General features: G+C 52.9%; 23 protein-coding genes. 5 read left to right on the forward strand and 18 right to left on the reverse strand.

Annotated features, from left to right (window positions below; translation table 11 throughout):
• Window positions 1-23 precede the first annotated feature (23 nt).
• From PGRAT_RS19330 to PGRAT_RS19385, 12 genes are all read right to left on the reverse strand, one after another.
• Entirely contained in the window at window positions 24-692 is a 669-nt protein-coding gene (locus tag PGRAT_RS19330) for a polymer-forming cytoskeletal protein (RefSeq protein ID WP_025705490.1), read from the reverse strand.
• Window positions 685-1,371 carry a hypothetical protein gene (locus PGRAT_RS19335; protein ID WP_025705491.1) on the reverse strand — a complete coding sequence of 229 codons (687 nt, stop codon included), beginning with the start codon at window positions 1,369-1,371 and terminating at the stop codon, window positions 685-687. The genes PGRAT_RS19330 and PGRAT_RS19335 overlap by 8 nt, the downstream gene beginning before the upstream one ends.
• Before the next feature lie 79 nt (window positions 1,372-1,450).
• Complete coding sequence (locus PGRAT_RS19340) at window positions 1,451-2,080, reverse strand: YhbD family protein (RefSeq protein WP_025705492.1); 630 nt, start codon at window positions 2,078-2,080, stop codon at window positions 1,451-1,453.
• A 189-nt stretch (window positions 2,081-2,269) separates the two neighbouring features.
• Window positions 2,270-3,406 carry a GNAT family N-acetyltransferase gene (locus PGRAT_RS19345; protein ID WP_025705493.1) on the reverse strand — a complete coding sequence of 379 codons (1,137 nt, stop codon included), beginning with the start codon at window positions 3,404-3,406 and terminating at the stop codon, window positions 2,270-2,272.
• Window positions 3,407-3,528: 122 nt separating this feature from the next.
• Window positions 3,529-4,878, reverse strand: a complete 1,350-nt coding sequence (locus tag PGRAT_RS19350) for a vWA domain-containing protein (RefSeq protein ID WP_042267062.1) — start codon at window positions 4,876-4,878, stop codon at window positions 3,529-3,531.
• Window positions 4,879-5,024: 146 nt separating this feature from the next.
• Window positions 5,025-5,636 carry a 50S ribosomal protein L25 gene (locus PGRAT_RS19355; RefSeq protein WP_025704773.1) on the reverse strand — a complete coding sequence of 204 codons (612 nt, stop codon included), beginning with the start codon at window positions 5,634-5,636 and terminating at the stop codon, window positions 5,025-5,027.
• A gap of 201 nt (window positions 5,637-5,837) precedes the next feature.
• Window positions 5,838-6,803 (reverse strand): ABC transporter ATP-binding protein, encoded by a 966-nt coding sequence (locus tag PGRAT_RS19360; RefSeq protein WP_025704774.1) that lies wholly within the window; start codon window positions 6,801-6,803, stop codon window positions 5,838-5,840.
• On the reverse strand, window positions 6,796-7,779 hold the full coding sequence (locus PGRAT_RS19365) for an ABC transporter ATP-binding protein (RefSeq protein ID WP_025704775.1): 984 nt from the start codon (window positions 7,777-7,779) through the stop codon (window positions 6,796-6,798). The genes PGRAT_RS19360 and PGRAT_RS19365 overlap by 8 nt, the downstream gene beginning before the upstream one ends.
• A gap of 14 nt (window positions 7,780-7,793) precedes the next feature.
• On the reverse strand, window positions 7,794-8,717 hold the full coding sequence (gene opp4C / locus PGRAT_RS19370) for an oligopeptide ABC transporter permease (protein ID WP_025704776.1): 924 nt from the start codon (window positions 8,715-8,717) through the stop codon (window positions 7,794-7,796).
• A gap of 15 nt (window positions 8,718-8,732) precedes the next feature.
• A complete protein-coding gene (locus tag PGRAT_RS19375; RefSeq protein WP_025704777.1) occupies window positions 8,733-9,686 on the reverse strand; it encodes an ABC transporter permease in 954 nt (317 codons plus the stop codon).
• A 60-nt stretch (window positions 9,687-9,746) separates the two neighbouring features.
• Entirely contained in the window at window positions 9,747-11,501 is a 1,755-nt protein-coding gene (locus tag PGRAT_RS19380; RefSeq protein ID WP_025704778.1) for an ABC transporter substrate-binding protein, read from the reverse strand.
• 231 nt (window positions 11,502-11,732) lie between these two features.
• Window positions 11,733-12,635 carry an ArsR/SmtB family transcription factor gene (locus PGRAT_RS19385; protein WP_025704779.1) on the reverse strand — a complete coding sequence of 301 codons (903 nt, stop codon included), beginning with the start codon at window positions 12,633-12,635 and terminating at the stop codon, window positions 11,733-11,735.
• Between the two features lie 212 nt (window positions 12,636-12,847).
• Here PGRAT_RS19385 and PGRAT_RS19390 point away from each other — a divergent pair, with 212 nt between their 5' ends.
• From PGRAT_RS19390 to PGRAT_RS19405, 3 genes are all read left to right on the forward strand, one after another.
• Window positions 12,848-13,129 carry a GNAT family N-acetyltransferase gene (locus tag PGRAT_RS19390; protein WP_036704156.1) on the forward strand — a complete coding sequence of 94 codons (282 nt, stop codon included), beginning with the start codon at window positions 12,848-12,850 and terminating at the stop codon, window positions 13,127-13,129.
• Between the two features lie 43 nt (window positions 13,130-13,172).
• Entirely contained in the window at window positions 13,173-14,024 is an 852-nt protein-coding gene (locus PGRAT_RS19395) for a GNAT family N-acetyltransferase (RefSeq protein ID WP_025704781.1), read from the forward strand.
• Window positions 14,025-14,461: 437 nt separating this feature from the next.
• Window positions 14,462-15,532 (forward strand): SDR family oxidoreductase, encoded by a 1,071-nt coding sequence (locus PGRAT_RS19405; RefSeq protein ID WP_025706742.1) that lies wholly within the window; start codon window positions 14,462-14,464, stop codon window positions 15,530-15,532.
• A 221-nt stretch (window positions 15,533-15,753) separates the two neighbouring features.
• On the opposite strand, the gene PGRAT_RS33885 is transcribed toward PGRAT_RS19405, so the two are convergent.
• From PGRAT_RS33885 to PGRAT_RS19435, 6 genes are all read right to left on the reverse strand, one after another.
• Entirely contained in the window at window positions 15,754-16,467 is a 714-nt protein-coding gene (locus PGRAT_RS33885) for a hypothetical protein (protein WP_042267067.1), read from the reverse strand.
• Window positions 16,468-16,867: 400 nt separating this feature from the next.
• Complete coding sequence (locus PGRAT_RS19415) at window positions 16,868-17,236, reverse strand: winged helix-turn-helix transcriptional regulator (protein ID WP_025703117.1); 369 nt, start codon at window positions 17,234-17,236, stop codon at window positions 16,868-16,870.
• A gap of 83 nt (window positions 17,237-17,319) precedes the next feature.
• On the reverse strand, window positions 17,320-18,099 hold the full coding sequence (locus tag PGRAT_RS19420) for a hypothetical protein (protein ID WP_025703119.1): 780 nt from the start codon (window positions 18,097-18,099) through the stop codon (window positions 17,320-17,322).
• A 2-nt stretch (window positions 18,100-18,101) separates the two neighbouring features.
• A complete protein-coding gene (locus PGRAT_RS19425) occupies window positions 18,102-18,554 on the reverse strand; it encodes a flavodoxin (RefSeq protein ID WP_025703121.1) in 453 nt (150 codons plus the stop codon).
• A 276-nt stretch (window positions 18,555-18,830) separates the two neighbouring features.
• A complete protein-coding gene (locus PGRAT_RS19430) occupies window positions 18,831-19,199 on the reverse strand; it encodes a VOC family protein (protein WP_025703123.1) in 369 nt (122 codons plus the stop codon).
• Between the two features lie 99 nt (window positions 19,200-19,298).
• Complete coding sequence (locus PGRAT_RS19435; RefSeq protein WP_025703125.1) at window positions 19,299-20,165, reverse strand: helix-turn-helix domain-containing protein; 867 nt, start codon at window positions 20,163-20,165, stop codon at window positions 19,299-19,301.
• Between the two features lie 258 nt (window positions 20,166-20,423).
• Between PGRAT_RS19435 and PGRAT_RS19440 the strand changes: the two genes are divergently transcribed.
• Both PGRAT_RS19440 and PGRAT_RS19445 read left to right on the forward strand, forming a co-directional pair.
• Window positions 20,424-21,287: a class I SAM-dependent methyltransferase gene (locus PGRAT_RS19440; protein ID WP_042267072.1), complete on the forward strand. Its 864-nt coding sequence runs from the start codon at window positions 20,424-20,426 to the stop codon at window positions 21,285-21,287.
• Between the two features lie 12 nt (window positions 21,288-21,299).
• A complete protein-coding gene (locus tag PGRAT_RS19445) occupies window positions 21,300-22,037 on the forward strand; it encodes an RluA family pseudouridine synthase (RefSeq protein ID WP_420329495.1) in 738 nt (245 codons plus the stop codon).
• The last annotated feature ends 336 nt before the right edge of the window (window positions 22,038-22,373 follow it).

The raw sequence follows: 22,373 nt of genomic DNA on the forward strand, positions 1-22,373 counted from the left end.
TAGTATGAATTTCACTTGGGGCATTACACTTTCATCTGATTCCTCACAATAGCATTCTGATGGATATCCAGAGAATCACGGTATTCAACTGTGCCAATTTCACAGCCGGTACCTATGACCACTCTCCCGCCTCTGACCGTTTCGGCTGCCGTACCCTGCAGCTCCACCTGATCTCCTTCAATCAAACCCGCAGCGAAGCTCAAATGTCCGGGATGTCCCGGTCTGATCAGCGCCCCGCCAAGGCTGCGTTTGATCTTGACGCTTCCGCCCCCGACCTCGGCTGCCCTGCTCGGACCATACAGCGATATTTCCAGCGTCTCCGCACTGAGCAGCCCGTCTACCTGGACCGCACCGCTAATCTGCATTTCCTCAGCATCACAATTGCCGGCTACGCTCAGATTCCCGGTGAATTTGATACCATCCACATGTACGCTTTCCGCCCTGATCTCCCCTTGTCCGCGCAGGGACTCACCCTCGATGCCGCCTTTCACGGAGCATTCTCCTGTAAGCTTCATATTTTCCATGACCAGGCTGCCATTGACCTTGGTTTCACCCATCAGTGTCAATTTCCGGCAATCCACATCCCCATTGAATGTGCATTCCCCGGTCACCTTGACGTCCAGGAAACATCCGCCCGCCGATGTTGAATTCCCCAGTATTTTCAGATTTGTCCGGTTTGCTGTCTCATCCACCGATCTTCTCCTCCATTCCCACACGGGCTCCGGGATGCACCGTCAGCCTGTCACGGTACTCTACCCGGCCAACGCGGCAGCCCTCTCCAATGATAATTACAGTACCTCTTACAACCTCTGCTTCCGTATATTCCAGGTCAAGAAAATCACCTTCAATTACCCTTGCCTGTAATTCTGCCCTCAATTTCGGGATCATGCCGCCAGCCAGCCTGCTCCAGGCTCCCGAACCGCCTTTGCGGATAACCAGACTCTCCACGCCTATCTCTTTTACCTTAGCCTGACCCTGCAAAACCAACTCGACACTTCCAGCGCTGAGGAAGCCCCCGATCGCAACAACACCTTCAGCGGTAAAGTTCTCCAGCTCACAGTCGCCTTTGATGTCAGCCATCCCGTTCAGCGTAAAGCTTTCTCCGTGCAGGCCGCCTTCAACCTTCAGCAGCCCGTCATGCTTCATCGTGCCGACCCGCAGGCCGCCGCCTATTTTGAGATCACCGTTCGTTTCCATTTGCTCTACCGTGAGACTGCCGCCCAACCTCATCCGGCCGTTTCCTGTAAATGTCCGGGCTGTCACCGGGCCGTTGATCCGGCTTAGTCCCTCCAGACTGACATGGTTATAGGCTCCGCCTGCTGCCCCTCCTATCCCCGCAATCTGTAAATCTGCCGCTGCATCTTTATCCATAATCTAACCTCCCCAATTATGCCAACCTACCGCAAACGGTTGAATCACTCATTATCTGTCTGCGGCCTGCCCCAGTCCTTCAACCCAGCTTGCCCTGCAGCTGTTCTGTCAGATCATCAAGTGTAATCCTGCTGATCAGCCGTACTCCCTCATCAAAAACAAGCTCTGACGGAGCCAGAGCCTGGAGGAAAAAGCCGACCCCCATTTTACGTGCAAAAAACAGCTCCCAGCGCTTGCCCTGAAATTGCGGCCGATTCACATTCAGCGTGTGGTGTAGGAGATCGGCCTCCTCCAGGCTCAATTCCCCCTTGCCGAGCAGGAGGTCAACAGCAACCAGATGAAGCAGCTGATCAAATGAATATTTATGTTCGTTCCTGTCACGCTGCCCATACCGCTCCAAAGTTATCGATGAAACAATGTTACGTTCTCTGACCTCTTCCAAGGTCAGCAATTGTTTTTGCACCCATGTCATATCCGACAGCTTGCCTGCCAGCTCATCCAAAGAAAGGTCATCTTTCTTGCTCAGAATATGCTGAATGCGCCCCAGCATTCGTTCCTTCGGAAAAAAGGTTTCCTGTCCGGTAAATGTTGACTTGCGGATGAACCAATTCTCCGGAATCAGCTGCTTTCGTTTCCAGCGGTACAGCTGTCCGTAAGAGATTCCGGTTAAATCCAGCAGCTCCTTCTTGGAGATCAAATCTTCTTCCATGGTGATCACCCCTAGCAGCATCGTAACATAACACTGTTACGTTGTAAACAAAGGAGTCCCTGCCTACCTATCCATTTCCGTAAGCTTTCTAACTTGTCTCACTGCACTTCCGATTGTATTCCATGTCAAAAAAGCGGACCTCCGCCCTGAGGAGGATTTCCGCTCATTCTTCAAGCCTATTCTATTGCATTATACAAAATTCAGTCCCGAAGCATAGGGAAGCGGAACCGGGAACAGCTCCTTCAGCTGTTCCCGGCTTGCGGCCGGCAGTTCAAGCTGCGGATCGGTGTCAAAAAACAGCGAAATCAGCTCCTTGTCATTCAGATGAACCGCCGTTCCATTCACAGTCAGCACAGTTTCTCCCCCTGGAGCAGCATAGTGAACCTTAACACCGTTGACGGCTTCCGGGGATTTCTGCTGCAGATATGGATGAATTTGCAGCCAGAGCCGGACGGGGTTGATGATTTTGACTGTGCCAGGATTAGGTGTTTCCAGATAAGCGCTGTTTCCCAAGGCTTCTATCATCTCCGTCTCATGCCATGGAACCGGTAACATAAGCTCAGAAATCCCATTCGCTGCAATCGCCCAGGTGATCGCTTGAAGGGCGGCCTCCGGTGCTCCGCCCCATTCGATAACAAGCGGTACGGCATCCGTCTTCAGCTCCTTTCTTACGGCGATAACAGCATAAGCCAGCAAGCGGCCATCCGTTTCCGCAACATAGATCTTTTGCTTTAGCTTATATATATCTGAGATGGCTTCAGCTCTTACAAGTGTGGCCAGCTCATATAAACTGCGATTAAACCGCACTTCACGGTTCTCTGCCAGCCTTTGCAGCCCAAACCAGTCCTGTTCTTCTGCCTCGCGGACGAAGGCCGGGCCAGCTGCTGCCTTTCTGACTGCTTCATTCTCTGTAGTCAGCAGGTAGCTGCGCACAGATCCGAAGGTATGGCATCCCTGCCGAATGTAGAGATCCCGTGTACCCGATACGAGCAGCAGCGAACCGCCTGATCTGTCGATATGATCAAACACGCGTTGCAGTATGGCATTAGCATAGCCTTTTCCCCGATATTCAGGGTGCGTGCATACCGAGCCAAGTGAGAATATCGGCACAGACGCAGCGCCTATCTGTATAAAACCCGGAACAAGTCCGGCAAAAGCAACAAGCTGCCCGTCCTTAAATACACCGGGTGAACTCATGAAACTGCCGGAGAAAATCCCCGGAAATTTGGCTGCCATTGAGGTCTGTTCCTCTCCCCGAAAGACCAGATCCGACAGCTCTGCCGCCTTTTTCAATTCTTCACGCGAGACAAAACGAATATCGCCCATGTTCCATTCCTCTCTCCCATACGCTCAGATCTCGCTGCATTAATTTCGCAGCACATGGTCCGTGCCGATTATATCAGCAGTATATAACACTTCGGGCCTCAAAATCGAATAACGGTTAACGATCAGCTTCTGATCACACCTTTCTCCCTGGCTTCACGCAGCCACTTGGGAAACTCGTTGAACAAACGGTCGTACAGCTCTTCGTCGCTGACTTCATCCAGGTCATCCAGGGCAAAAAAATCCGCATTGTCCACATATCGTCCCCGCAGATCATCCAGCTCCCGCAGCACGCCGTAATCCGCATGGCCAAGACCGACAAATTGCCAGAAAATATTGTGCTTTGAGCTGTCAATCAGCAGCTTGGAGATCTTCGGCGTCTCGTAAATTCCGCCATCACTGAAAAATACGACGTACACCGGCAGGGTGCCCGGATCTTCCCTGGTATATTTTTTGATGATGTCTGCCATGACAACAGGTTCATTATTGCCGATGCCAAGGCCCCCGAACATGCGCGGCCCCGGATAGGTGCGTTTCACATAGTCCTCATATCCGGCTTCACCTACACTGGGCATCCGTTTGCTTTTGGTGGCAAAAAACCAGACATCCAGCATTCCGTCATCATCCATGCTGGCGGCCACGGCAAGTATCCGTTCAAAAGCACGCTGGACCACTCCCTTCTGGTAAAGCGCTGACATGGAACCGGACGCGTCAAAAACGACGGCTACGCGTGCTTTTTCCTGCTCCATATTCTTTTTGCGCAGTGAAAGCTTCACCTGCTGCTTGTGCAGGTCGATCTTGGTCAGGTTGAGCCTCAGCGGGGGAGCTGGCTGTGCCGGCGGCGATGCCGCCGATGCTGCTGCCGTTTCGGCGAAGGAAGCTGACAGCTCGGCAGCAGCCGCAGCCGTATGACCCGGTTCGCCTGTACTGGCAGCCTCCGCTGCCGGTTCATCCTCCACCTCCACGCCATGGGCTTCCGCCAGCGGCTTCAGCCCGCCGTGAAAACCGCGCCCAACGGCCCGCAGCTTGAAGCCCTGTCCGTGGCGGTACAGCTCGGCAAGAACCAGGGAGGTTTCAGCCTTGCCTTCAGTCATGGCGAATACAAGCTCCGTATTCCCTGCCGCAGCACTGATCTTGCAGCCTCTGACCTCGGCAAAGGTTCCCGGCCCGTCCAGCGTCGCGGCGAACACGCATTTTTCAACACCAGAGCTCTGCAAGGCACGCAGATCGATGACAAACTCGCCGCTGTATTTATCGATCGGCTCAAACCGCACGGCCCGCTGCGGATCTACGGGCTGGTTATAGAAAATAAAATAATCGTCCGCAGGCACCCTTCCGTCCGGTCCCACCATAAAACAGCTGAGATCCAGCTCCGCGGGGGAGCTGTTGCAGGATATTTTCACTGTCGCATTCATTGAAGCCTCATCCAGTTTGGCATTTGAGCCGCTGATCAGATTAATGATTGTCCCGTCCATATGCAGTTCTCCTTTTGCTCCCAAGTTAAGGGTGTTAATCCCCATTCCGTTCCTATGCAGCAAAAGGAGCAGACAGCTCCCCGGAAAGGATGTGTCTGCTCCTGATAGCTGCGTATATTAGTACGCTATTCAGATCGTAATACGATTTATTCCTCTGTCTTCTGTTCTGCGGAAGCCTCGGAAGCTGCAGGCTCGTCCGCTTCAGCATCTGCTGGCTCTTGTGCTACAGGCGGTGCAATCCGCACAATCAGCGTATCTTCAGGGGTCAGCACTTCCCAGCCTTCATGCTTCGGCAGATCCGAAACCAGCAGCTGGTCGCCAACGTCGAGTCCGCTGATATCCACTTCAAAGGTGGCGGTCAGCTTGTCCGGCAGTGTGCGGATATCCAGCTCATACAATTCAACCTGCTGAATGCCGCCGCTCTTCACGCCGGCAGGATCTCCGGTGAAGTGGAAAGCCACCTTGGTATCCAGTTCAGCCTTCATGTCAATCTGGTGAAGGTCCACATGCAGCAGCTTCCGGGACAATGGCTGGCGCTGCACTTCCTGGATCACTACGTTTTTGGAGCCGGAATCCGGTAGTTCCACCTTGAGGATGGCCCGCGGGTTTTTGCCCAGAATCTCGTTCAATGTCTTCGCATCCGCTGTAAAGGACTGGCTATCTGAACCTGCACCGTAGACGACAACCGGTACAAAGCCTTTGCTCCGCTGTGAAGAGGTCGAGCCGGATCTTTCAGTCAAACGTACTGTGGTATTCATGATATTTCCTCCTAAAAGTTTTTTGAGCGATAGCAGCATTGAATAGTTCATTGTACAAAACAAAAAAACAAGACCAATTAGAGCTGCAGGTCTAATTAGTCTCTTATTAAACGTATTTACCTACATTGGAATCAGTATAGCACTGCTGATATGGCAAGTCAAAAAAAGGAAATTTTCAATTTTGAGCCGGATTTATTTGAATCAAGCCAAATGACAAGCCACAAAATGTCCGCCTCCGGCATCACGGAAAACGGGGTTCTCTGCTTTGCACACCTCTACGGCAAACGGGCAGCGGGTATGAAATTTGCAGCCGGAGGGCGGATTCGCCGGGCTGGGAATATCCCCTTTCAGGACGATCCGTTCCCTTTTCAGCCTCGGAACCGGAACGGGCACCGCAGAGAGCAGAGCCTTGGTATAGGGATGCAGCGGGTTATGGAACAGCTCGTCCCGGGCAGCCGTCTCGACCATGGAACCGAGATACATGACCCCGATCCGGGAGCATAAATGCTCGACTACACTAAGATCGTGGGAGATGAATAAATAGGCCAGGCCCTTGCTTTGCTGCAGCTTGCTGAACAGATTGATAATCTGGGCCTGGATCGACACATCCAGCGCCGATACCGGCTCATCGGCAATGATGAGATCCGGGTTCAAAATCAGCGCCCGGGCGATTCCGATCCGCTGGCGCTGTCCGCCGGAGAATTCATGCGGGAAGCGGTCGATGTGGTACGAGGATAACCCGCAGGCTGCTAGCGATTCCAGAACCAGCTCCCGCACTTCATGTTTGGAGCATAAACCATGGTCCAGCAGGGCTTCGCCGATCGCATCGCCTACCCGCACACGCGGATTGAGTGCGCTGTACGGGTCCTGAAAGATCAGCTGCATCCGCGGCCGCAGCAGCCGGAGCTCTGCAGGGGAGAGGCTGTGAATGTCTGCTCCTTTGAACTTCACCTCGCCGGACGTTTTCTCGGTCAAACGCAGAATCGTCCGGCCGACCGTGCTTTTGCCGCTGCCGGATTCTCCGACCAGCCCAAAGGTTTCGCCCGGCTGAAGTGTGAGGCTAATGTCATCTACGGCCTTCACATGCCCAACGGTGCGGTTCAGCAGCCCCTGGGTGACCGGAAAATATTTCTTCAGATGCCTAACCTCAAGCAGTGCGTCAGACATGGACTTCCGCCTCCTCGTACAGCCAGCAGGCTGTCTTTTGTCCGCCGCCCAGCTCCTTTAAGAGGGGCTGGCGGCTGCGGCAGACCGGCATACAATGCTCGCAGCGGTCATGGAAATAACAGGAGGGTTCAAGTGTAAGCGGATTTGGCACCTGACCCGGAATGGAATACAGCTCCTCCAGGCGCTGGCCTACCACCGGCTTGGACTTCAGCAGCCCTCGGGTATATGGATGCTTGGGATGATTGAACAGCTCCACAACCCCGCCCTCTTCAACGATTTGGCCCGAATACATCACAATCACATAATCGGCCATTTCAGCAACAACTCCCAGATCATGGGTAATCAGCAGAATGGACATTCCGCCGCTTTCTTTAAATTCCCGCAGCATATCGAGAATCTGGGCCTGGATGGTCACATCGAGCGCGGTGGTCGGCTCGTCGGCAATCAGCAGCTTCGGGTTGCAGGAGACGGCAATGGCAATCATGATCCGCTGAAGCATCCCGCCGCTTAACTCATGAGGATAGCTGCCAAAAATCTGCTCAGGGCGCGCAATGCCCACCTGCGTAATCAGCTCGATTGCCCGGATACGCGCCTGTTTCTTGGTCAGCTTCATATGCACCATCAACGGCTCCATAATCTGCTCCCCGATCTTCATGACCGGATTGAGCGATGACATCGGCTCCTGAAAAATCATGGCGATTTCATTGCCCCGGATAGCACGCAGTGTATTCTTGTCAAGCCGCAGCAAATCTTCCCCCGCAAAATCAATCCGCCCTCCGTTCACCTGTCCGCCTGGCGCTTCCACCAGCCCCATTATGGACATGGCAGTTACACTTTTTCCGCAGCCGGATTCACCGACAATGCAGACCGTCTCTCCTTCGCGGACCTGGAAGCTTACTTTATCCACTGCGGTCACTTTTCCTTCTTCTGTATGAAAAACGGTGTTTAGTCCTTCAATTTTCATTAAATGCTTCATCAGCTGCTGGCCACCTACCTCTTCTGTTTGGGATCAAGCACGTCTCTGAGGCCGTCACCGAATATATTAATGGCAATCACTGTGGCAAAAATGGACAAGCCCGGAGGAATCCACAGCCATGGATGATCCTGAAAATCAATCATATTGTTCGCCGCGTCAATCATGTTGCCCCAGGTCGGCGTAGGCGGCATGACGCCCAGCCCGAAAAAGCTGAGCACCGATTCGCTGAGAATCGCTCCGCCGATGTTCAGTGTAGCCATGACAATCAGCAGCGGGACTACATTCGGGAGCAGATGATGGAACAGCTTCCGGCTGTCGCGCAGGCCCAGCACAACAGCAGCCTGCATAAATTCCCGTTCCCGCAGGCTGAGCATCTGCCCCCGTACCATCCGGGCAAGTCCCGGCCAATTCACAATGCTGAGCATCAGCATGACGATATACATCCGGTAGTCTGTCGGAACCTTCCATTCCGAGAGCAGCGCCCCGAAGATAAACAGCAGCGGCAGGCCGGGTATCGTCATCAGCAGGTCGGCGATCCGCATAATAATCTGATCTGCTATGCCGCGGTAATAACCGGCAACCGCCCCCAGCAGAGCGCCAATGAACACGGACAGCACCATGGAAGCCAGACCTACAGTCAGTGAAATCCGTCCGGCCTGCATCACCCGGGTCAGGATGTCCCGGCCCAAGGCATCGGTCCCCAGCAAATGCTGCAGGTTCGGCGCTTTGTTCATCATTGCCATATTGATTTTGTTATCCGCATAAGGCGAAAAGAACGGGCCGATAAAACATAAAGCAAACATAAACACAACCACTCCAAAACCTGCTACAGCGAGCTTGTTTTTCATCAGCCTTTTCAAAGACTGTCTGAACAGGGAGGACTTTAACCTCTGTACCTGCGGCTCGCGCAGCCCGGCCAACCTGCTGTCAACTGTCATAACGGCATCTCCCTCCTATAACCGGACGCGCGGATCGGCAACCCGGTACAGAATATCCGAGAGCAGCGTTCCGATAACGGTCAGAATGGCAATAAACATCGTAAAGCCCATGAGCAGCGGGTAATCCCGCAGCCCGAAGGATTTCATATACAGCTGGCCGATCCCCGGCCAGTTGAAGATTTGCTCAATGATCAGCGAACCGCCGAACAGTGCCGGAAGCTCGAAGCCGACCAGGGTAATGGCCGGCAGCAGGGCATTGCGCAGCGCATGGCGGAACAGCACCTTCCGCTCCTTCAGCCCTTTGGCCCGCGCGGTGCGGATATAGTCCTGCTTCAGCACGTCAATCATATTGCTGCGGAAATAACGGGTTAATGAACCCAGGCCAAGCAGAGTCATCACCACGACGGGAAGCGCCATATGCCGCACCACTTCCTTGAGATAGGCCATCCCCGCGGCATGGCTGCCCGTGGTAATCATCCCGCCCGGCGGGAGCCACTTCAGATCCACCGCCAGAATCTTGATCAGGAACAAGCCGATAAAAAAGGACGGCAGCGACATTGCGGCAAAGATAGCCACCATTACCAGCGTGTCGAACCAGGAATACTGCTTATAGGCCGAGATCACGCCAACAATGACCGCAATTACCCAGGTTAGAAAGGTAGACACGGCGGCCAGCAAAAAAGAATTCCAGATATAATCGTTAAACAACTGAAGCACCGGCTTCTGCTGGGCAAGCGAATACCCGAAATCCCCGTGAAAAGCATGGTTCATCCAGATGCCGTAACGTTCCAGCACCGGCTTGTTCAAGCCGTAGATTTCCCGCAGTTCTGCTTTGCGCTCCGCAGTCAGCTTAATATTGCCCGTAATGAAATCGCCCGGCGTCGATGCATACAGGACGAAGATCAGCAGTGACGCCGCAAACAGAATGATGAGCATGTACAGCAGTCTTTTTGTCAGATAGGTACTCATGCGCCGCTCCTTATAAGTCGTCCCCTGCCCGTTACAGCTAAGCAGGGGACGAACGTGTAGTTATTTCAGTGTCCACTCCGGAAGGCTGCCGGCAAGTCCGATGAACGGGCTGACGGTCAAATTTTGTATGCGCCCGTTGTAGGCATAGACTGTTTTTTTGTAGCTGGTGAAAAGTATCGGCAGTTCATCATTGAAAAGCTGGTACAGCTCCTTGTAGACGGCTTTGCGCTGTTCAATATCGGTGGTAGCGAGCGCTTTGTTGTACAGTTCAAGAAATTTCGGATTGTCATAGTCAGTGATCTCTCCGTCAAAGAACTGCATGAACCCGTCTGCCGGATCAGTCAGCATACTGGTAGAGAAGGATACCAGATCGTAATCTCCGCCTTCTACCTTGGACACCAGCGAGTTAAAGTCGGCAAAAACCTCCGGCTGGAATTCAATACCCAGCGCTTCAAAGTTCTCCTTGGCTACAGCGATGAAAATATCGGTGTTTTTGCTTTTGGAGCCGAGATAATGGATCGTCAGCGGTTTGCCGGCTTTTTCGCGTATTCCGTTTGCGCCAACAGTCCAGCCGGCTTGATCCAGCAGCTGTTTGGCTTTTTCCGGATCATATTTGTAAGGATTGATGCCTTCCTCGGTATAGGCCCAGGAGATCGGAGAAGCCGGAATATTGGCTATGGAGCCCGCTCCCTGCGCAGCATCTACGTAAATGCTCTGGCGGTCCAGCCCGTACATAATTGCCTGTCTGACCTCTTTATCCTTCAGCTGCTCATGCTTCAGATTGACCTGCATGTAGCCGTAGTTGCTGGGTGTATATGGAATGATGTTTACAAATCCGAGTGCTTTCAGCTTCTCAATATTTTCATCCGTGGCGCTGAAGGAGGCGTAATCGACCTCTCCGGTCTCCAGGAACTGCCACACATCGCCTTCGGAGGTTTTATAGATGAAATGCTCTGTTTTGGGTTTGCCTTTGAAGTAATTTTCATTGGCTGTAAAGCGCACCTCCTGCCCGGGCAGGAATTTTTCCAGCTTGTAGGGGCCGTCGCCGAGCGGATGCTCGTGCAGCTTTTTGATGTATTCCAGGTGGCCGAACGTATAGTCCTTGCCGTAATAAGCTTTGGAGAGCACATTGGAGCCGAGTGTCACCAGCGCTGTAGCATTTGGTTTCTCCAATGTTACCGAGATCGTCTGCGGGTCGATGACTTTGATGCCTTCAACTGTTTTGGCCGTGCCTTCTTTATAGGCTTTGCCGCCTTTTACGTTCATGGAAGGCACAGAAGAGCCGCCGTCATAGGCTTTGTCATATTGAATGGACCAGGTAAAAGCCACATCATCCGCGGTAAGCGGCGAGCCGTCGCTGAACTTCAAGCCTTTCCGCAAGTGGAAGGTGTATGTAAGCTGATCATCCGATACATCCCAGCTCTCGGCAAGCTCGGGTGCAGGAATACCTTTGTCATCCACCGTTACGAGGGAGGCATACAGCAGGGAAGATACGTTGCCGTCATAGCCGCTCTCTTGAAAATAAGGCGTAAATGCGCCGCTGGGATCGGTCAGGCCGACAATAATCGTATCCGTGCGGTTCTGGGCGACAGCCGGAAGCTTGGATAAATCCGCTGCTGTAAAAGGCTCGCTCAGCGCACCCGCAGGCACTGGTGCCGGTGATGCCGGCGCCTCAGTTCCGGCTGTACCCGGATCAGCAGTTGCAGACGCCGGAGTGTTGCCTGATGCAGAATTGCTGCTGTTGTCCGAGCAGGCTGCGAGCAGCATGGAACCGGCAATCAGCAGTGTAGACAATACGAGCGTACTTTTTCTCATACAATCATCTCTCTTCTCTCCAAAATGAATAAAACTTATAATTCCTACCCACTAAGTATGTTTAAGACCGATAGTTCACATTATAGGAAAAGTTTGTGGTTCTGTAAAGAGAGAACTTCACTAAATTTCTCTGTAAACAGAATTCATCCGGAAAAACCGCAGCATAAAAAGCCAAAGCTTTCTCTTCTGCAGAGAATACTTTGACTTGTTATGATGCCGGAGGGCCGGAAGTTATTGCAAATATTCAAGCAGCTGCTCATTCATCCGGTGGATTCCTTCCAGGCGCAGACTATAGGCGGTAACGTTCTCCCCTTCGATGTAGGCATGAAGGAGGCCCGCACATCGGAGGCTGAAAAGATGGTCATGAACAATCCCCTTGGAGATTCCGGCCTGCCTGGCGATTTCGGTAAAGGTTTTGCGCCCGCCGCCAAGCGATTGGAGGATCTTCAGACGGCTCTTCTCCCCCAGGCTGCGCAGAGTCCTGTACATCGAAGGCGATATTTCTTCATCCGTTACTGAGACTCTCGCCGCATAATGGCATATTGTCAGCGGACCGAAGCTGTAGATAATATTGGCAGGCTGAAAATGAAACTGCGGAATCAGCACCAGCTTGCGCAGTCCGTCTCCCGGCAGAAAATAAAAACCGTTCGTTGTCCTGTTCACAAAATCGGATACTGCTTTCTTGTCCGCTTCCAGTCTCTGCTTGTCCGCATGCTGCCGCAGTTTGCCGATGATCTCAGGGCTAGTGCCCCTGAAATACTGCCGGTTCCACTCGGACAGCAGAAAGTGCATACGGCTGCGGAAATGATCCATCTGCACCGGGAACACGCTGACGTATTCCGCAAGCGTCTCATAAATCTCTCCTACCGGCAAGCGCTCCAGCCAGTCCAGGACAATGTCTACGCTTTCCTTCACAGGACACTGATAGATCAGCAGATTCAGCAGCTTCCAGTCATTGCCGAGCTCCGTCTCCTCCAGAGCGGACAACAGCTCCGGGCTAAGCTTGCCCGCTACTTCAGCAGACCAGGAGGTGCCCAGATCCATCTTTTTATTGGATTTCTTGCATATAAACGTATGTATGCTGCTCACTAATTCATATACCGGCTCAAACTCAATCTCAACCTCATATTCCATGGCCATTCCCCCTGATGCAACTTCTATTCATCACAGCGATAGTGTTTTAATATTATGGCATTTCACGGAGCATACGCAAGTTATTCTAAATCACCTTACTTATCCAGTTATACAGATGCGGCTTAATTACAATCTACTGCAAGTTCGCCTTCTCGCTTTTTCCAGATCAGGGTAGTAAAATATAGTCACTATATTAGATTGGAGTGAAGAATATGGAATCGATTGAACAGGGAGAAGGAAGATTTTATATAGCTGGTGACGGTAAGGACCTTGCCGAGATTACATACAGAACGGATGAAGCAACGGGAAATTGGGTTATCGACCATACCTTTGTCTCAGAAGATCTGCGCGGCCAAGGTGCCGGTGAGAAGCTCGTGCGGGCGGTTGTGGATAAAGCCCGGGCAGAGCAGGTTAAGATTGTGCCCCAATGCCCTTATGCTGCCCATCAGTTCAAGAAGCATGAGGAATACGGGGATGTGCTCAGCAGCAGCTGAGAATGGTCTATAGGACCATAGTAACTTTTAGGAGGATATGCGTTTGACTACCGCTGATACATTGAAGGATATAGAGGAATTGCAGCAGCGCTGCGAGCAATACGAAGGCATCAGCCTGAAGCTGAACTGGGACATGCTGCGCTTGTCTCCGGAATCCGGGGGAGCGGAATGGCTGGTCATCTATGAAGAAGAAGTGTTGGTAGGTTTTATAGGACTATACGGATTCGCAGGAGATATGGAAATCTGCGGCATGGTGCGGCCGGGGTACCGCCGCAGAGGAATATTCACCTCGCTCTGGGAGCGGGCACAGAGCATTATCAAGCGTAATAATATCAGGACGCTGCTGCTTAATGCTCCGGCCAGTTCAGCCTCGGCGGCAGGTTTTCTGAAGACCCTGCCCCTGGCATTCAACCATGCGGAATATCAGATGAAATGGGACGGGTCTTCTGTACCGCAAGGTTCGCCGGAAGCCAGTTCAGCCGCAGGGGCCGTAATCCTGCGGCCTGCACGTCAGGATGAAGCGGATATTCTTGTTGAGCTGGACTGCGCTGGGTTTAACATGTCCAAAGAAGATGCCGCCGAAATGTACACTCAGCAGATGAACGAGAATCAGCAGGAACAGATCATTATCGAAATGAACGGACAACCCGCCGGCAAGATGCGGCTGTGGACGGAGGACAACGAAACCTGGATCTACGGGTTCACAGTGGACAAGAACCTGCGCGGGCTGGGCATCGGCCGGAGCGCACTTTTGCAGACGATTGAACGGGAACGGCACAATTACAATGGCGTCAACCTGGAGGTTGCACTCGATAATCCGAATGCGCTGAGACTGTATGAAAGCTGCGGCTTTGTTATTTTGAACAAACAGGATTACTACCGTTATACCGGCTAAGGAGTATTACAATCTGTACAGCACTCTTTCTTTTGGCGTCCGCGCCTTAAGGAAGGGTGCTTTTTGGGTTGGGGTTGGGGTTGGGGTTGGGGTTGGGGTTGGGGTTGGGGTTGGGGCTTTGGGCTTTGGGCTTTGGGCTTTGGGCTTTGGGCTTTGGGCTTTGGGCTTTGGGCTTTGGGGGTTGGGGGTTGCGCTTTGGGCTTTGCGTTTTGGGCTTTGCGCTTTGCGCTTTGGGCTTTTTGGTTCCTTGGACATGGGGCTAGATTATTAAGGTCACACTTTATTTAGGTCACTCATTATTTAGGTCACTCTATTTAAAGGCTACTCTATGTATTGTTACTTTAAGGTGCCTATATAACCCCAAAGTGCGTACTATTCATCCCCTGGCCCAGCAGACATAATGATGGCATACCCAAGTTGAAGGAGAGAACCTGCTTATGAATCCTAATAATACTGCACAGCGCAAAACCGCACTGGTTATTGGAGCGAACGGTGTGATCGGGCGCAATCTGATCGGGCACCTGGCTACGCTTCCTGAATGGGATATTATCGGAGTTTCCCGCCGGGGCGGAGTGAACACCAGCCGTGTCCGCTATATCGCCGCCGATCTGCTCGACCCAGACGAATCCCGGCTGAAGCTGGGGACTCTGCCGGAGGTGACGCATATCTTCTATGCGGCTTATCAGGACCGCCCCACCTGGGCGGAGCTGGTGCCTCCGAATCTGGCCATGCTTGTGAACGCCGTAGAAGCTGTTGAGCCCATTGCCCGCAGTCTGCAGCACATCAGCCTGATGCAGGGCTATAAAGTATATGGTGCCCACCTGGGCCCCTTCAAGACCCCGGCCCGGGAGACGGATGCGAATCACATGCCGCCGGAGTTCAATATCGATCAGCAGAATTTCCTGGAGCAGCGCCAGATAGGCAAAAACTGGACATGGACGGCGATCCGGCCTTCTGTGGTCTGCGGTTTTGCACTCGGCAATCCGATGAATCTGGCCATGGTGATTGCAGTATATGCATCTATATCGAAGGAGCTCGGACTTCCGCTCCGATTCCCCGGGAAGCCCGGCGCCTACCATAGTCTGCTGGAAATGACGGATGCAGGCCTGCTGGCCCAGGCAACCGTCTGGGCAGCAACCGACAGCCGCTGCGCCAATCAGGCATTCAACATTACGAATGGCGATCTGTTCCGCTGGGACGAGCTCTGGCCGAAGCTTGCCGCATTTTTCGGGCTGGAGACGGCCCCTCCGCTGCCCATGTCCCTGTCAGTAGTCATGGAGGACAAAGAGCCGCTATGGAACGGGATGGTGAAGAAATACGGCCTGGAGCCGAACAGCTACCGCGATGTGTCCTCATGGGGGTTCGGGGATTTTGTATTTTCTTGGGATTATGATTTTTTTGCGGACGGGAGTAAGGCGCGGCGGTTCGGATTCCATGAGTTCATCGATACCGAAGCGATGTTTGTGAGCATATTTACGGACCTCCGCAGCCGGAAAGTGATCCCGTAACCAACAACATCAGTCCTCTTGCGAATATCTGGCTTGGAGCCGAATAGCGGCCGCGCGTTTTTTTAACCTCCGTTTCCAAGCAGAAACGGCTTCACCGTTCTTTTTAATGAGCCTATGGCTCCGAAGCAGTGATACAGAGTATCGCTTTCAGGTGCCATTTCAGCGAGAAATAGAAGGATAAATTATAGCGGAGAATAGATAAATTCTATATTCAGACAACATCACCCAGACGGGTCCGAAACAAGGACACCCGGCCTGCGGCGCTCCAACAACGGCATTTCCGCCGTTGTTTCCGGGCTGTCCGGCCTGCGGTGCATTAACAACGGCATTTCTGACGTTGTTTCCGGGCTCACCGGCCTGCGGTGCTTCAACAACGGCATTTCCGCCGTTGTTTCCGGGCTATCCGGCTCGCGGCGCTCCAACAACGGCATTTCTGACGTTGTTTCCGGGCTATCCGGCCTGCCGCGCTCCAACAACGGCATTTCTGACGTTGTTTCCGGGCTATCCGGCCTGCCGCGCTCCAACAACGGCATTTCTGACGTTGTTTCCGGGCTATCCGGCCTGCCGCGCTCCAACAACGGCATTTCTGACGTTGTTTCCGGGCTATCCGGCCTGCCGCGCTCCAACAACGGCATTTCTGCCGTTGTTTCCGGGCAGTCCGGCTCGCGGCGCTTCAACAACGGCATTTCCGCCGTTGTTTCCGGGCTATCCGGCCTGCGGTGCTTCAACAACGGCATTTCCGCCGTTGTTTCCGGGCTATCCGGCTCGCGGCGCTCCAACAACGGCATTTCTGCCGTTGTTTCCAGGCCTGCCGGCCTGCCGCGCTCCAACAACGGCATTTCTGACGTTGTTTCCGGGCTATCCGGCCTGCGGCGCTCCAACAACGGCATTTCCGCCGTTGTTTCCGGGCTCACCGGCCTGCGGTGCTTCAACAACGGCTTTTCTGCCGTTGTTTCCGGGCTGTCCGGCCTAGTTACGTGGAAAAAGTATAACTAATTAGCTGAAATCCCCGCTGCAGAAGTTTTATGTTGGAATTGGTACACTTAATTCATACATATTCATCCCATACACTTTCAGCCAAATTAGTAGTACTTTTTCCCACATAGGAACTTCCATAAGCCAAATTGTGTTCGATTAGTGATCCTTTTTCCCACTAAGGATGACTTAATCCGACCCATCAGCACCTGTACGGGTAAATTCGCTTCGAACAAGTTCACTATGTCTCTCTAATTCCACTTCAACTCGCTTCAACTCACTTCAGCTCACTTCCCTGCATCTCCTTGCCACCGCTGTTACAACGGGAAAAGCCTGGCCCTTCTATAGGCCCAGGCTTCTTTATTCTTTCGTTTGCGGCTGGGCCAGTACGGCGGCTTGATCCCCGTAGACCCGCTCAATATGGGCATCGCCCCACCTGCACATCAAATGCAGGATCTCCTTAAGGCTCCAGCCGTAATCGGTCAGCTCATACTCGACTCTGGGCGGAACCACATTGTATACGGTCCGTTTGATGACCCCATCCTCTTCCAGCTCCCGGAGCTGCTGCGTAAGCACCTTCTGGGTGATGACGGGCATCAGGCTTATAAATTCTCCGTTGCGCTTTTTGCCGAAGGTAAGAAAGAACAGGATCACCGGCTTCCATTTGCCGCCAATCACCTCAAGCGTGGCTTCCACAGCGGTATTATACGTTTTGATCGGTTCCGGCATGGTTACGAACACCCCCTGCTCTAACCATAGCGCCTCGGCAGTACGCTGGCAAGTCAAGCTGCACCCCAGCTGCCACCATTTACTTACATCAGGCCATACCCCCGTTGAACCAGCTCTTCCTGCTCACTCCTGCGTTCTCCGTATTTCAGCATCCGTGCGGCCGACTCCTCCTGCTTCAGGAACACGGACAGCAGCCGCACATAATCGAGGGATTCCCGGAGCGGAATTCCCGCTCCATCAAAAATATGCTGGCGCCCGTCCAGCAGCGAATAAATTTCTACCTTTTCCGCTGGCATTCCATAGGCCCGGTGGCAAAATACATTCGCCATATGCAGGAACCCGGTGATAACCTCGTCATTACTGCTCACCATAAATTTCTGAATGCTGAGACAGCGGCCCGGGACTGCAGAGTTCCAGGCCAGCTGAAAAATCATCGCCAGCTCAATGTCCAGCTCCGGCAACGGCACATGCCACTGCTCATAGAGCAGCACCGGGATCTCCTGCAGGTGATTGATACTGGCTCTTCGCATCAGCTCATCGGTGATCGCCGTCTTAACCTCCCAATAGTGCATCAATGAAGGAAAAGCAATCCCTTTGGGAGGCCAGCGGCGTTCCAGCAGGAACTGGATTGGCGTTTCCCTCCGCACCTCCGGCTGGAGACTATAGAAATCATTCAGCGTATGCCCTACCGCATACTGCACCTGCTGCCTCCAGCGCGGAAGACCGGTGGACGGCTTTCCGCTGCCGGCAGCCTCCGCTCCGCCCAGCATAATATGCTCCACTCGGAAATCATTCAGCCGGCTGTATTGTTCGGCCGGTGCTTCGCGTCTCCCCGCTGTCCTGCTCCCCGCCGCGCCGCCCATTCTCAAGATACCGCCGCGCAGGTTTCGATAAATTGGCGGCCGAAGCTGCGGCAGGTTTCTTTTTCTGCAGCATTAGGTCCGTATTCAATCTTCAGGCTTTCCTGAATAATCTCTGCCCCGCGCTCCCGCAGCTTCTCTTCGATCTGATTCACGGCACCGCAGTATATTTCATAGCCTGTATCTCCACTGCCAAAGGCTGCTGCCTTGCAGGCTGTCAGATCCAGCTCATCCATCTCTTCGTAGAAATCCAGGAATTCATCCGGCAGCTCGCCATCCCCCCAGGTATATGCACCGAGCAGCACGCCCTCATAGGCTTTGATCTCATCCGCATTGCAGTCAGTGACCGATTTCAGCACAGCCTCACCGCCTGCCTGGCGTATGCCTTCCACAATCAGTTCAGCCATTTCCTCCGTGTTGCCAGTCAAGCTGGCATATGCTACAAGCACCTTAGCCATGTATAGGTTCCTCCCAAAGTAAACATTTAATATGTCCGATAATTCAATCCAATACTCCGAAATGCACGCCAAAATGCAAGCCGGAATTCTTGTAGAAATTCATGTAGAAATTCGCGCAGAAATATGTCATGTATATATAATGCTAACCTCATTCTATTTGATAATGATTCTCATTGTCAATATCAAAAAAGCAGTAAACACGTCCCCCCGGTTATCAACCGGATAGAGCCCGCGTTCACTGCTTCGATGTGATCATCTGCTGGCGTGGTTATGGGTTCAACAATATGCCCCTTCCAGGAGAGTAATCCCATTGCCGTCCGGGTCACGGAAATTCATTTCCTTGCCCCCATACTCCATGGTGGCCGGCGGCTGGCAGTCCAGCCCTCCCGCCTTCAGCTGCTCATAAGTCTCATCCAGGCTGCTGCAAGAGAACACCAGATTGACAACACCTGTAGTGTGCTTGCCCCATTTGTTCTCATCCCAAATAATCAGCCCCGGCTGTCCCTTGTCAAAACCGATCTTCGCCCCGTCATAATTGCCAAATCCCTCAAAAGGCACCGGAACCCCAAGCAGGTCCGCATAAAATTTTGCCAAAGCAGCCGTATCCTTTGTATACAGGTTAATACCTTCGAATGAAGAAATCATCTGTCCGCTCTCCTTCAAGATTATTTTCTTAGCTGCACATTGGCCCGCTGAACATAGTGTACATGCTAGTGGAATTATTGTATTGCAAAAAAACGACATCTACCTCCGGGCATAGGCCAAAGCCTCCAGCGGCGTTTTTCCGGCGAATCTCTTGAAGCTGTTGATCATATGGGACTGGTGGGTGTAACGGTAATCGTAAACCATATCCAGCATTGCCTTGTGAGGCGGGGGCGACAGATACAGGTCCAGCCATACATTTTGAAACCGTACCAGATCCGCAGTCTTTTTGGGCGTAAGGCCGATATATTCGCGAAAAAGCCTCTCCAGCTGCCGGCTGCTCACCCCTGCACTGTTCTCAAGCTCTTTGGCATTAACCACACCTCTATGTTTAAGAATACTGTAGACGGCATTCATCATGCTGTCAGAGCCTCCTCCGCTCCTCCGGTCCAGACGCCTCAGCAGATAATTTTCTGCCGCAGCGATGCATTCTGTGAATGTACGCGAAGCTTGAAGCCTGTGGCCTAATTCGCTGCAGAATAGCCCGAAATATTGCTCGACCGGAACGTGTACATTAAGCACATCCCTGAGATGCTCATCCGCAAACAAATGCACGGCCCAGAAATGAAACCGGATGGCAAAATATAGTTGGACTGCGGGCTGATCAGCTTGTCCAGTTTCAAACGGGGCATCATTGATTCCGCAAAACATCCCTCCGGCTTCACCTGTAGCCGCATCCCATTCCCATATAATATCCATGCAGGTATCCGGTATAATCACTTCCGGCCCCTGAATCAGGGATGCTGTCTCAACACGGGGCGTCTTGGCTTCGAATGCACCTGCCTGCTGCAGAGCCGCACTGCCCCAGAAGCAGCGGATATAAGGCCGCAATGCCTTACTAGGCAGAAACTCACTGGCACCCGCCGGGTTGGCCGTAATCGGATAATACAGCTCTGAGAGGTCAAACATCCCCTTCCGCCTCCATTCCAAATATAATCCGATCATACACAATCACTGATGAAAGCGCCAGATTTACAACGGCTGCTAATTCTTTTCATTGCCGCATAATTCACTTTGCTTTCCCGATATAGGGTGGAAATATTATACGCTCCGGTGTAATGGGGCAAAATGAGAATAGTCGCAGCTTTGCAACCATTTTGTTTGTAGCCGCAAGGTTAAATGTTGTACAATAAAGGCTAAATGACTTTTTGAAGGATGGATAAAAAGATGTATATAGCAAGTGATTGGAAGGACTACGAAGTCATCGATACCGGAGGCGGAGAAAAGCTGGAGCGCTGGGGAGACATTATTCTCCGCCGTCCTGACCCGCAAATCATCTGGCCGCTGGCCAATGAGACGGCAAAATGGCGCGACGTGCATGGACACTATCACCGCAGCTCCGCCGGAGGCGGACAATGGGAAATGAAAAAAAACATTCCGGACGACTGGAAAATTAGCTACGGCAAGCTGAAATTCCATTTACGCCCCACCAACTTCAAGCATACCGGCCTGTTCCCCGAGCAGGCGGCCAACTGGCGCTGGATGATGGACAAGATCGCTGAAGCGGGCCGTCCGATTTCCGTACTCAATCTGTTTGCTTACACTGGCGGCGCTACCGTCGCAGCAGCCAGCGCAGGTGCTTCCGTCGTGCATGTGGATGCCGCTAAAGGCATGGTCCAATGGGCGAAGGAAAATGTGCAGCTGTCCGGTCTGGCTGAACGTCCGGTCCGCTTCATTACCGACGATGTGTTCAAATTCGTACAGCGTGAGCAGCGCCGCGGCAGCAAGTACGACGCAATCATCATGGACCCGCCATCCTATGGCAGAGGACCCGGGGGTGAAATGTGGAAATTGGAAGCGAGCCTGTATCCGTTCCTGGAGAGCTGCCTGGAAATTATGAGCGACCGGCCGCTGTTCATGCTGATCAACTCCTACACCACCGGCATTTCGCCAACGGTTCTCCGCAACATGCTCTCGATGACGATGGGCAATCGTTATGGAGGCAAGCTGACCTCCGGTGAAATTGGCCTGCCGATTACAGCCTCCGGGATGAACCTGCCTTGCGGAATTCTGGGCCGCTGGGAGGCGTAAGCCATGTCAGGAATGTTGCCCGGTGCAGCCGGGGATTCCGGCAGCGGAAGCTCCCGGTTCGAGATCCTGTACGAAGACAACCATTTGCTCGGCATTGTGAAGCCCGTTAATATTCCTGTACAGGAGGATGCCACAGGAGATCCCGATCTGCTCAGTCTGTTGAAGCAAGATGTGAAGGAACGTTTCCATAAACCGGGCAATGTATATATGGGTCTGGTCCACCGGCTGGACCGGCCGGTCGGCGGGGCGATGATTTTTGCCAAGACCTCCAAAGCTGCTTCCCGGCTGTCCGAAAGCGTCCGCTCCCATCACTTCCGCAAAGTATATTTAACTGTGGTTCATGGCAAACCTCCGGCCGCGCAGGGCCGTCTGGTCAACACGCTGCTGAAGGATGCCAAGACCAACACGGTCACGATTGTCCGCAAAGGCACGCCCGGCGGCAAGGAAGCTATTCTGGATTATACGGTGATCGGGAGCGCCGGAGGCTATAGCCTGCTTAAGATTGACCTGCTTACCGGACGTTCCCACCAGATCCGGGTGCAGCTTAGCGGTATCCGGTGTCCCCTGTATGGTGACCAGAAATACGGAGCCGCTGTCAACAAGCCCGGCCAGCAGATTGCCTTGTGGTCTGCAGTTGTCGGCTTCCCGCATCCCGTGACCAAAGAGGAAACTGAACTGATCTCTATCCCCCCGCAGACCCATCCGTGGAGCCTGTGGTCACAGCATATACAAAAGCAGGCCATCCTTTAACGGAGGCCTGCTTTTGTATATAGTTTGCTCTGTTCAAATGCCATCTTGCACAAGCATGCCGGCTTCTCTTATGTCATGGAGATGATTCAGCTGCGGCAAAAAAATTCAAATTCACCTCAGCCGGTGAATAGACATGTGGTGCTTACATCCGTTATTTGACCAGCTCTCCCTCATTTTGGGCCCGAAAGAACAATATAACGGCTCCTGAGTCCGACTGATCCGGAAAAGGTGTGTGTTTCGTAAAATAACGCCTTCACTGGAGCACTTCATGCTGCAGATGAAACCGCTTGCTTCTGCAGCATCGGCAACTTTCAATATAACAGCTTTTTTGTATGG

The sequence above is a fragment of the Paenibacillus graminis genome, from assembly GCF_000758705.1.
Classification (GTDB): Bacteria; Bacillota; Bacilli; order Paenibacillales; family Paenibacillaceae; genus Paenibacillus_AQ; species Paenibacillus_AQ graminis.

Excerpts from the sequence above, each read along its gene's own strand:
- PGRAT_RS19335 (WP_025705491.1), bottom strand. The coding sequence starts at position 1,371 with ATGGATAAAGATGCAGCGGCAGATTTACAGATTGCGGGGATAGGAGGG.
- PGRAT_RS19340 (WP_025705492.1), bottom strand. The coding sequence starts at position 2,080 with ATGGAAGAAGATTTGATCTCCAAGAAGGAGCTGCTGGATTTAACCGGA.
- PGRAT_RS19345 (WP_025705493.1), bottom strand. The coding sequence starts at position 3,406 with ATGGGCGATATTCGTTTTGTCTCGCGTGAAGAATTGAAAAAGGCGGCA.
- PGRAT_RS19350 (WP_042267062.1), bottom strand. The coding sequence starts at position 4,878 with ATGGACGGGACAATCATTAATCTGATCAGCGGCTCAAATGCCAAACTG.
- PGRAT_RS19355 (WP_025704773.1), bottom strand. The coding sequence starts at position 5,636 with ATGAATACCACAGTACGTTTGACTGAAAGATCCGGCTCGACCTCTTCA.
- PGRAT_RS19360 (WP_025704774.1), bottom strand. The coding sequence starts at position 6,803 with ATGTCTGACGCACTGCTTGAGGTTAGGCATCTGAAGAAATATTTTCCG.
- PGRAT_RS19365 (WP_025704775.1), bottom strand. The coding sequence starts at position 7,779 with ATGAAGCATTTAATGAAAATTGAAGGACTAAACACCGTTTTTCATACA.
- opp4C (WP_025704776.1), bottom strand. The coding sequence starts at position 8,717 with ATGACAGTTGACAGCAGGTTGGCCGGGCTGCGCGAGCCGCAGGTACAG.
- PGRAT_RS19375 (WP_025704777.1), bottom strand. The coding sequence starts at position 9,686 with ATGAGTACCTATCTGACAAAAAGACTGCTGTACATGCTCATCATTCTG.
- PGRAT_RS19380 (WP_025704778.1), bottom strand. The coding sequence starts at position 11,501 with ATGAGAAAAAGTACGCTCGTATTGTCTACACTGCTGATTGCCGGTTCC.
- PGRAT_RS19385 (WP_025704779.1), bottom strand. The coding sequence starts at position 12,635 with ATGGAATATGAGGTTGAGATTGAGTTTGAGCCGGTATATGAATTAGTG.
- PGRAT_RS19390 (WP_036704156.1), top strand. The coding sequence starts at position 12,848 with ATGGAATCGATTGAACAGGGAGAAGGAAGATTTTATATAGCTGGTGAC.
- PGRAT_RS19405 (WP_025706742.1), top strand. The coding sequence starts at position 14,462 with ATGAATCCTAATAATACTGCACAGCGCAAAACCGCACTGGTTATTGGA.
- PGRAT_RS19415 (WP_025703117.1), bottom strand. The coding sequence starts at position 17,236 with ATGCCGGAACCGATCAAAACGTATAATACCGCTGTGGAAGCCACGCTT.
- PGRAT_RS19420 (WP_025703119.1), bottom strand. The coding sequence starts at position 18,099 with ATGGGCGGCGCGGCGGGGAGCAGGACAGCGGGGAGACGCGAAGCACCG.
- PGRAT_RS19425 (WP_025703121.1), bottom strand. The coding sequence starts at position 18,554 with ATGGCTAAGGTGCTTGTAGCATATGCCAGCTTGACTGGCAACACGGAG.
- PGRAT_RS19430 (WP_025703123.1), bottom strand. The coding sequence starts at position 19,199 with ATGATTTCTTCATTCGAAGGTATTAACCTGTATACAAAGGATACGGCT.
- PGRAT_RS19435 (WP_025703125.1), bottom strand. The coding sequence starts at position 20,165 with ATGTTTGACCTCTCAGAGCTGTATTATCCGATTACGGCCAACCCGGCG.
- PGRAT_RS19440 (WP_042267072.1), top strand. The coding sequence starts at position 20,424 with ATGTATATAGCAAGTGATTGGAAGGACTACGAAGTCATCGATACCGGA.
- PGRAT_RS19445 (WP_420329495.1), top strand. The coding sequence starts at position 21,300 with ATGTTGCCCGGTGCAGCCGGGGATTCCGGCAGCGGAAGCTCCCGGTTC.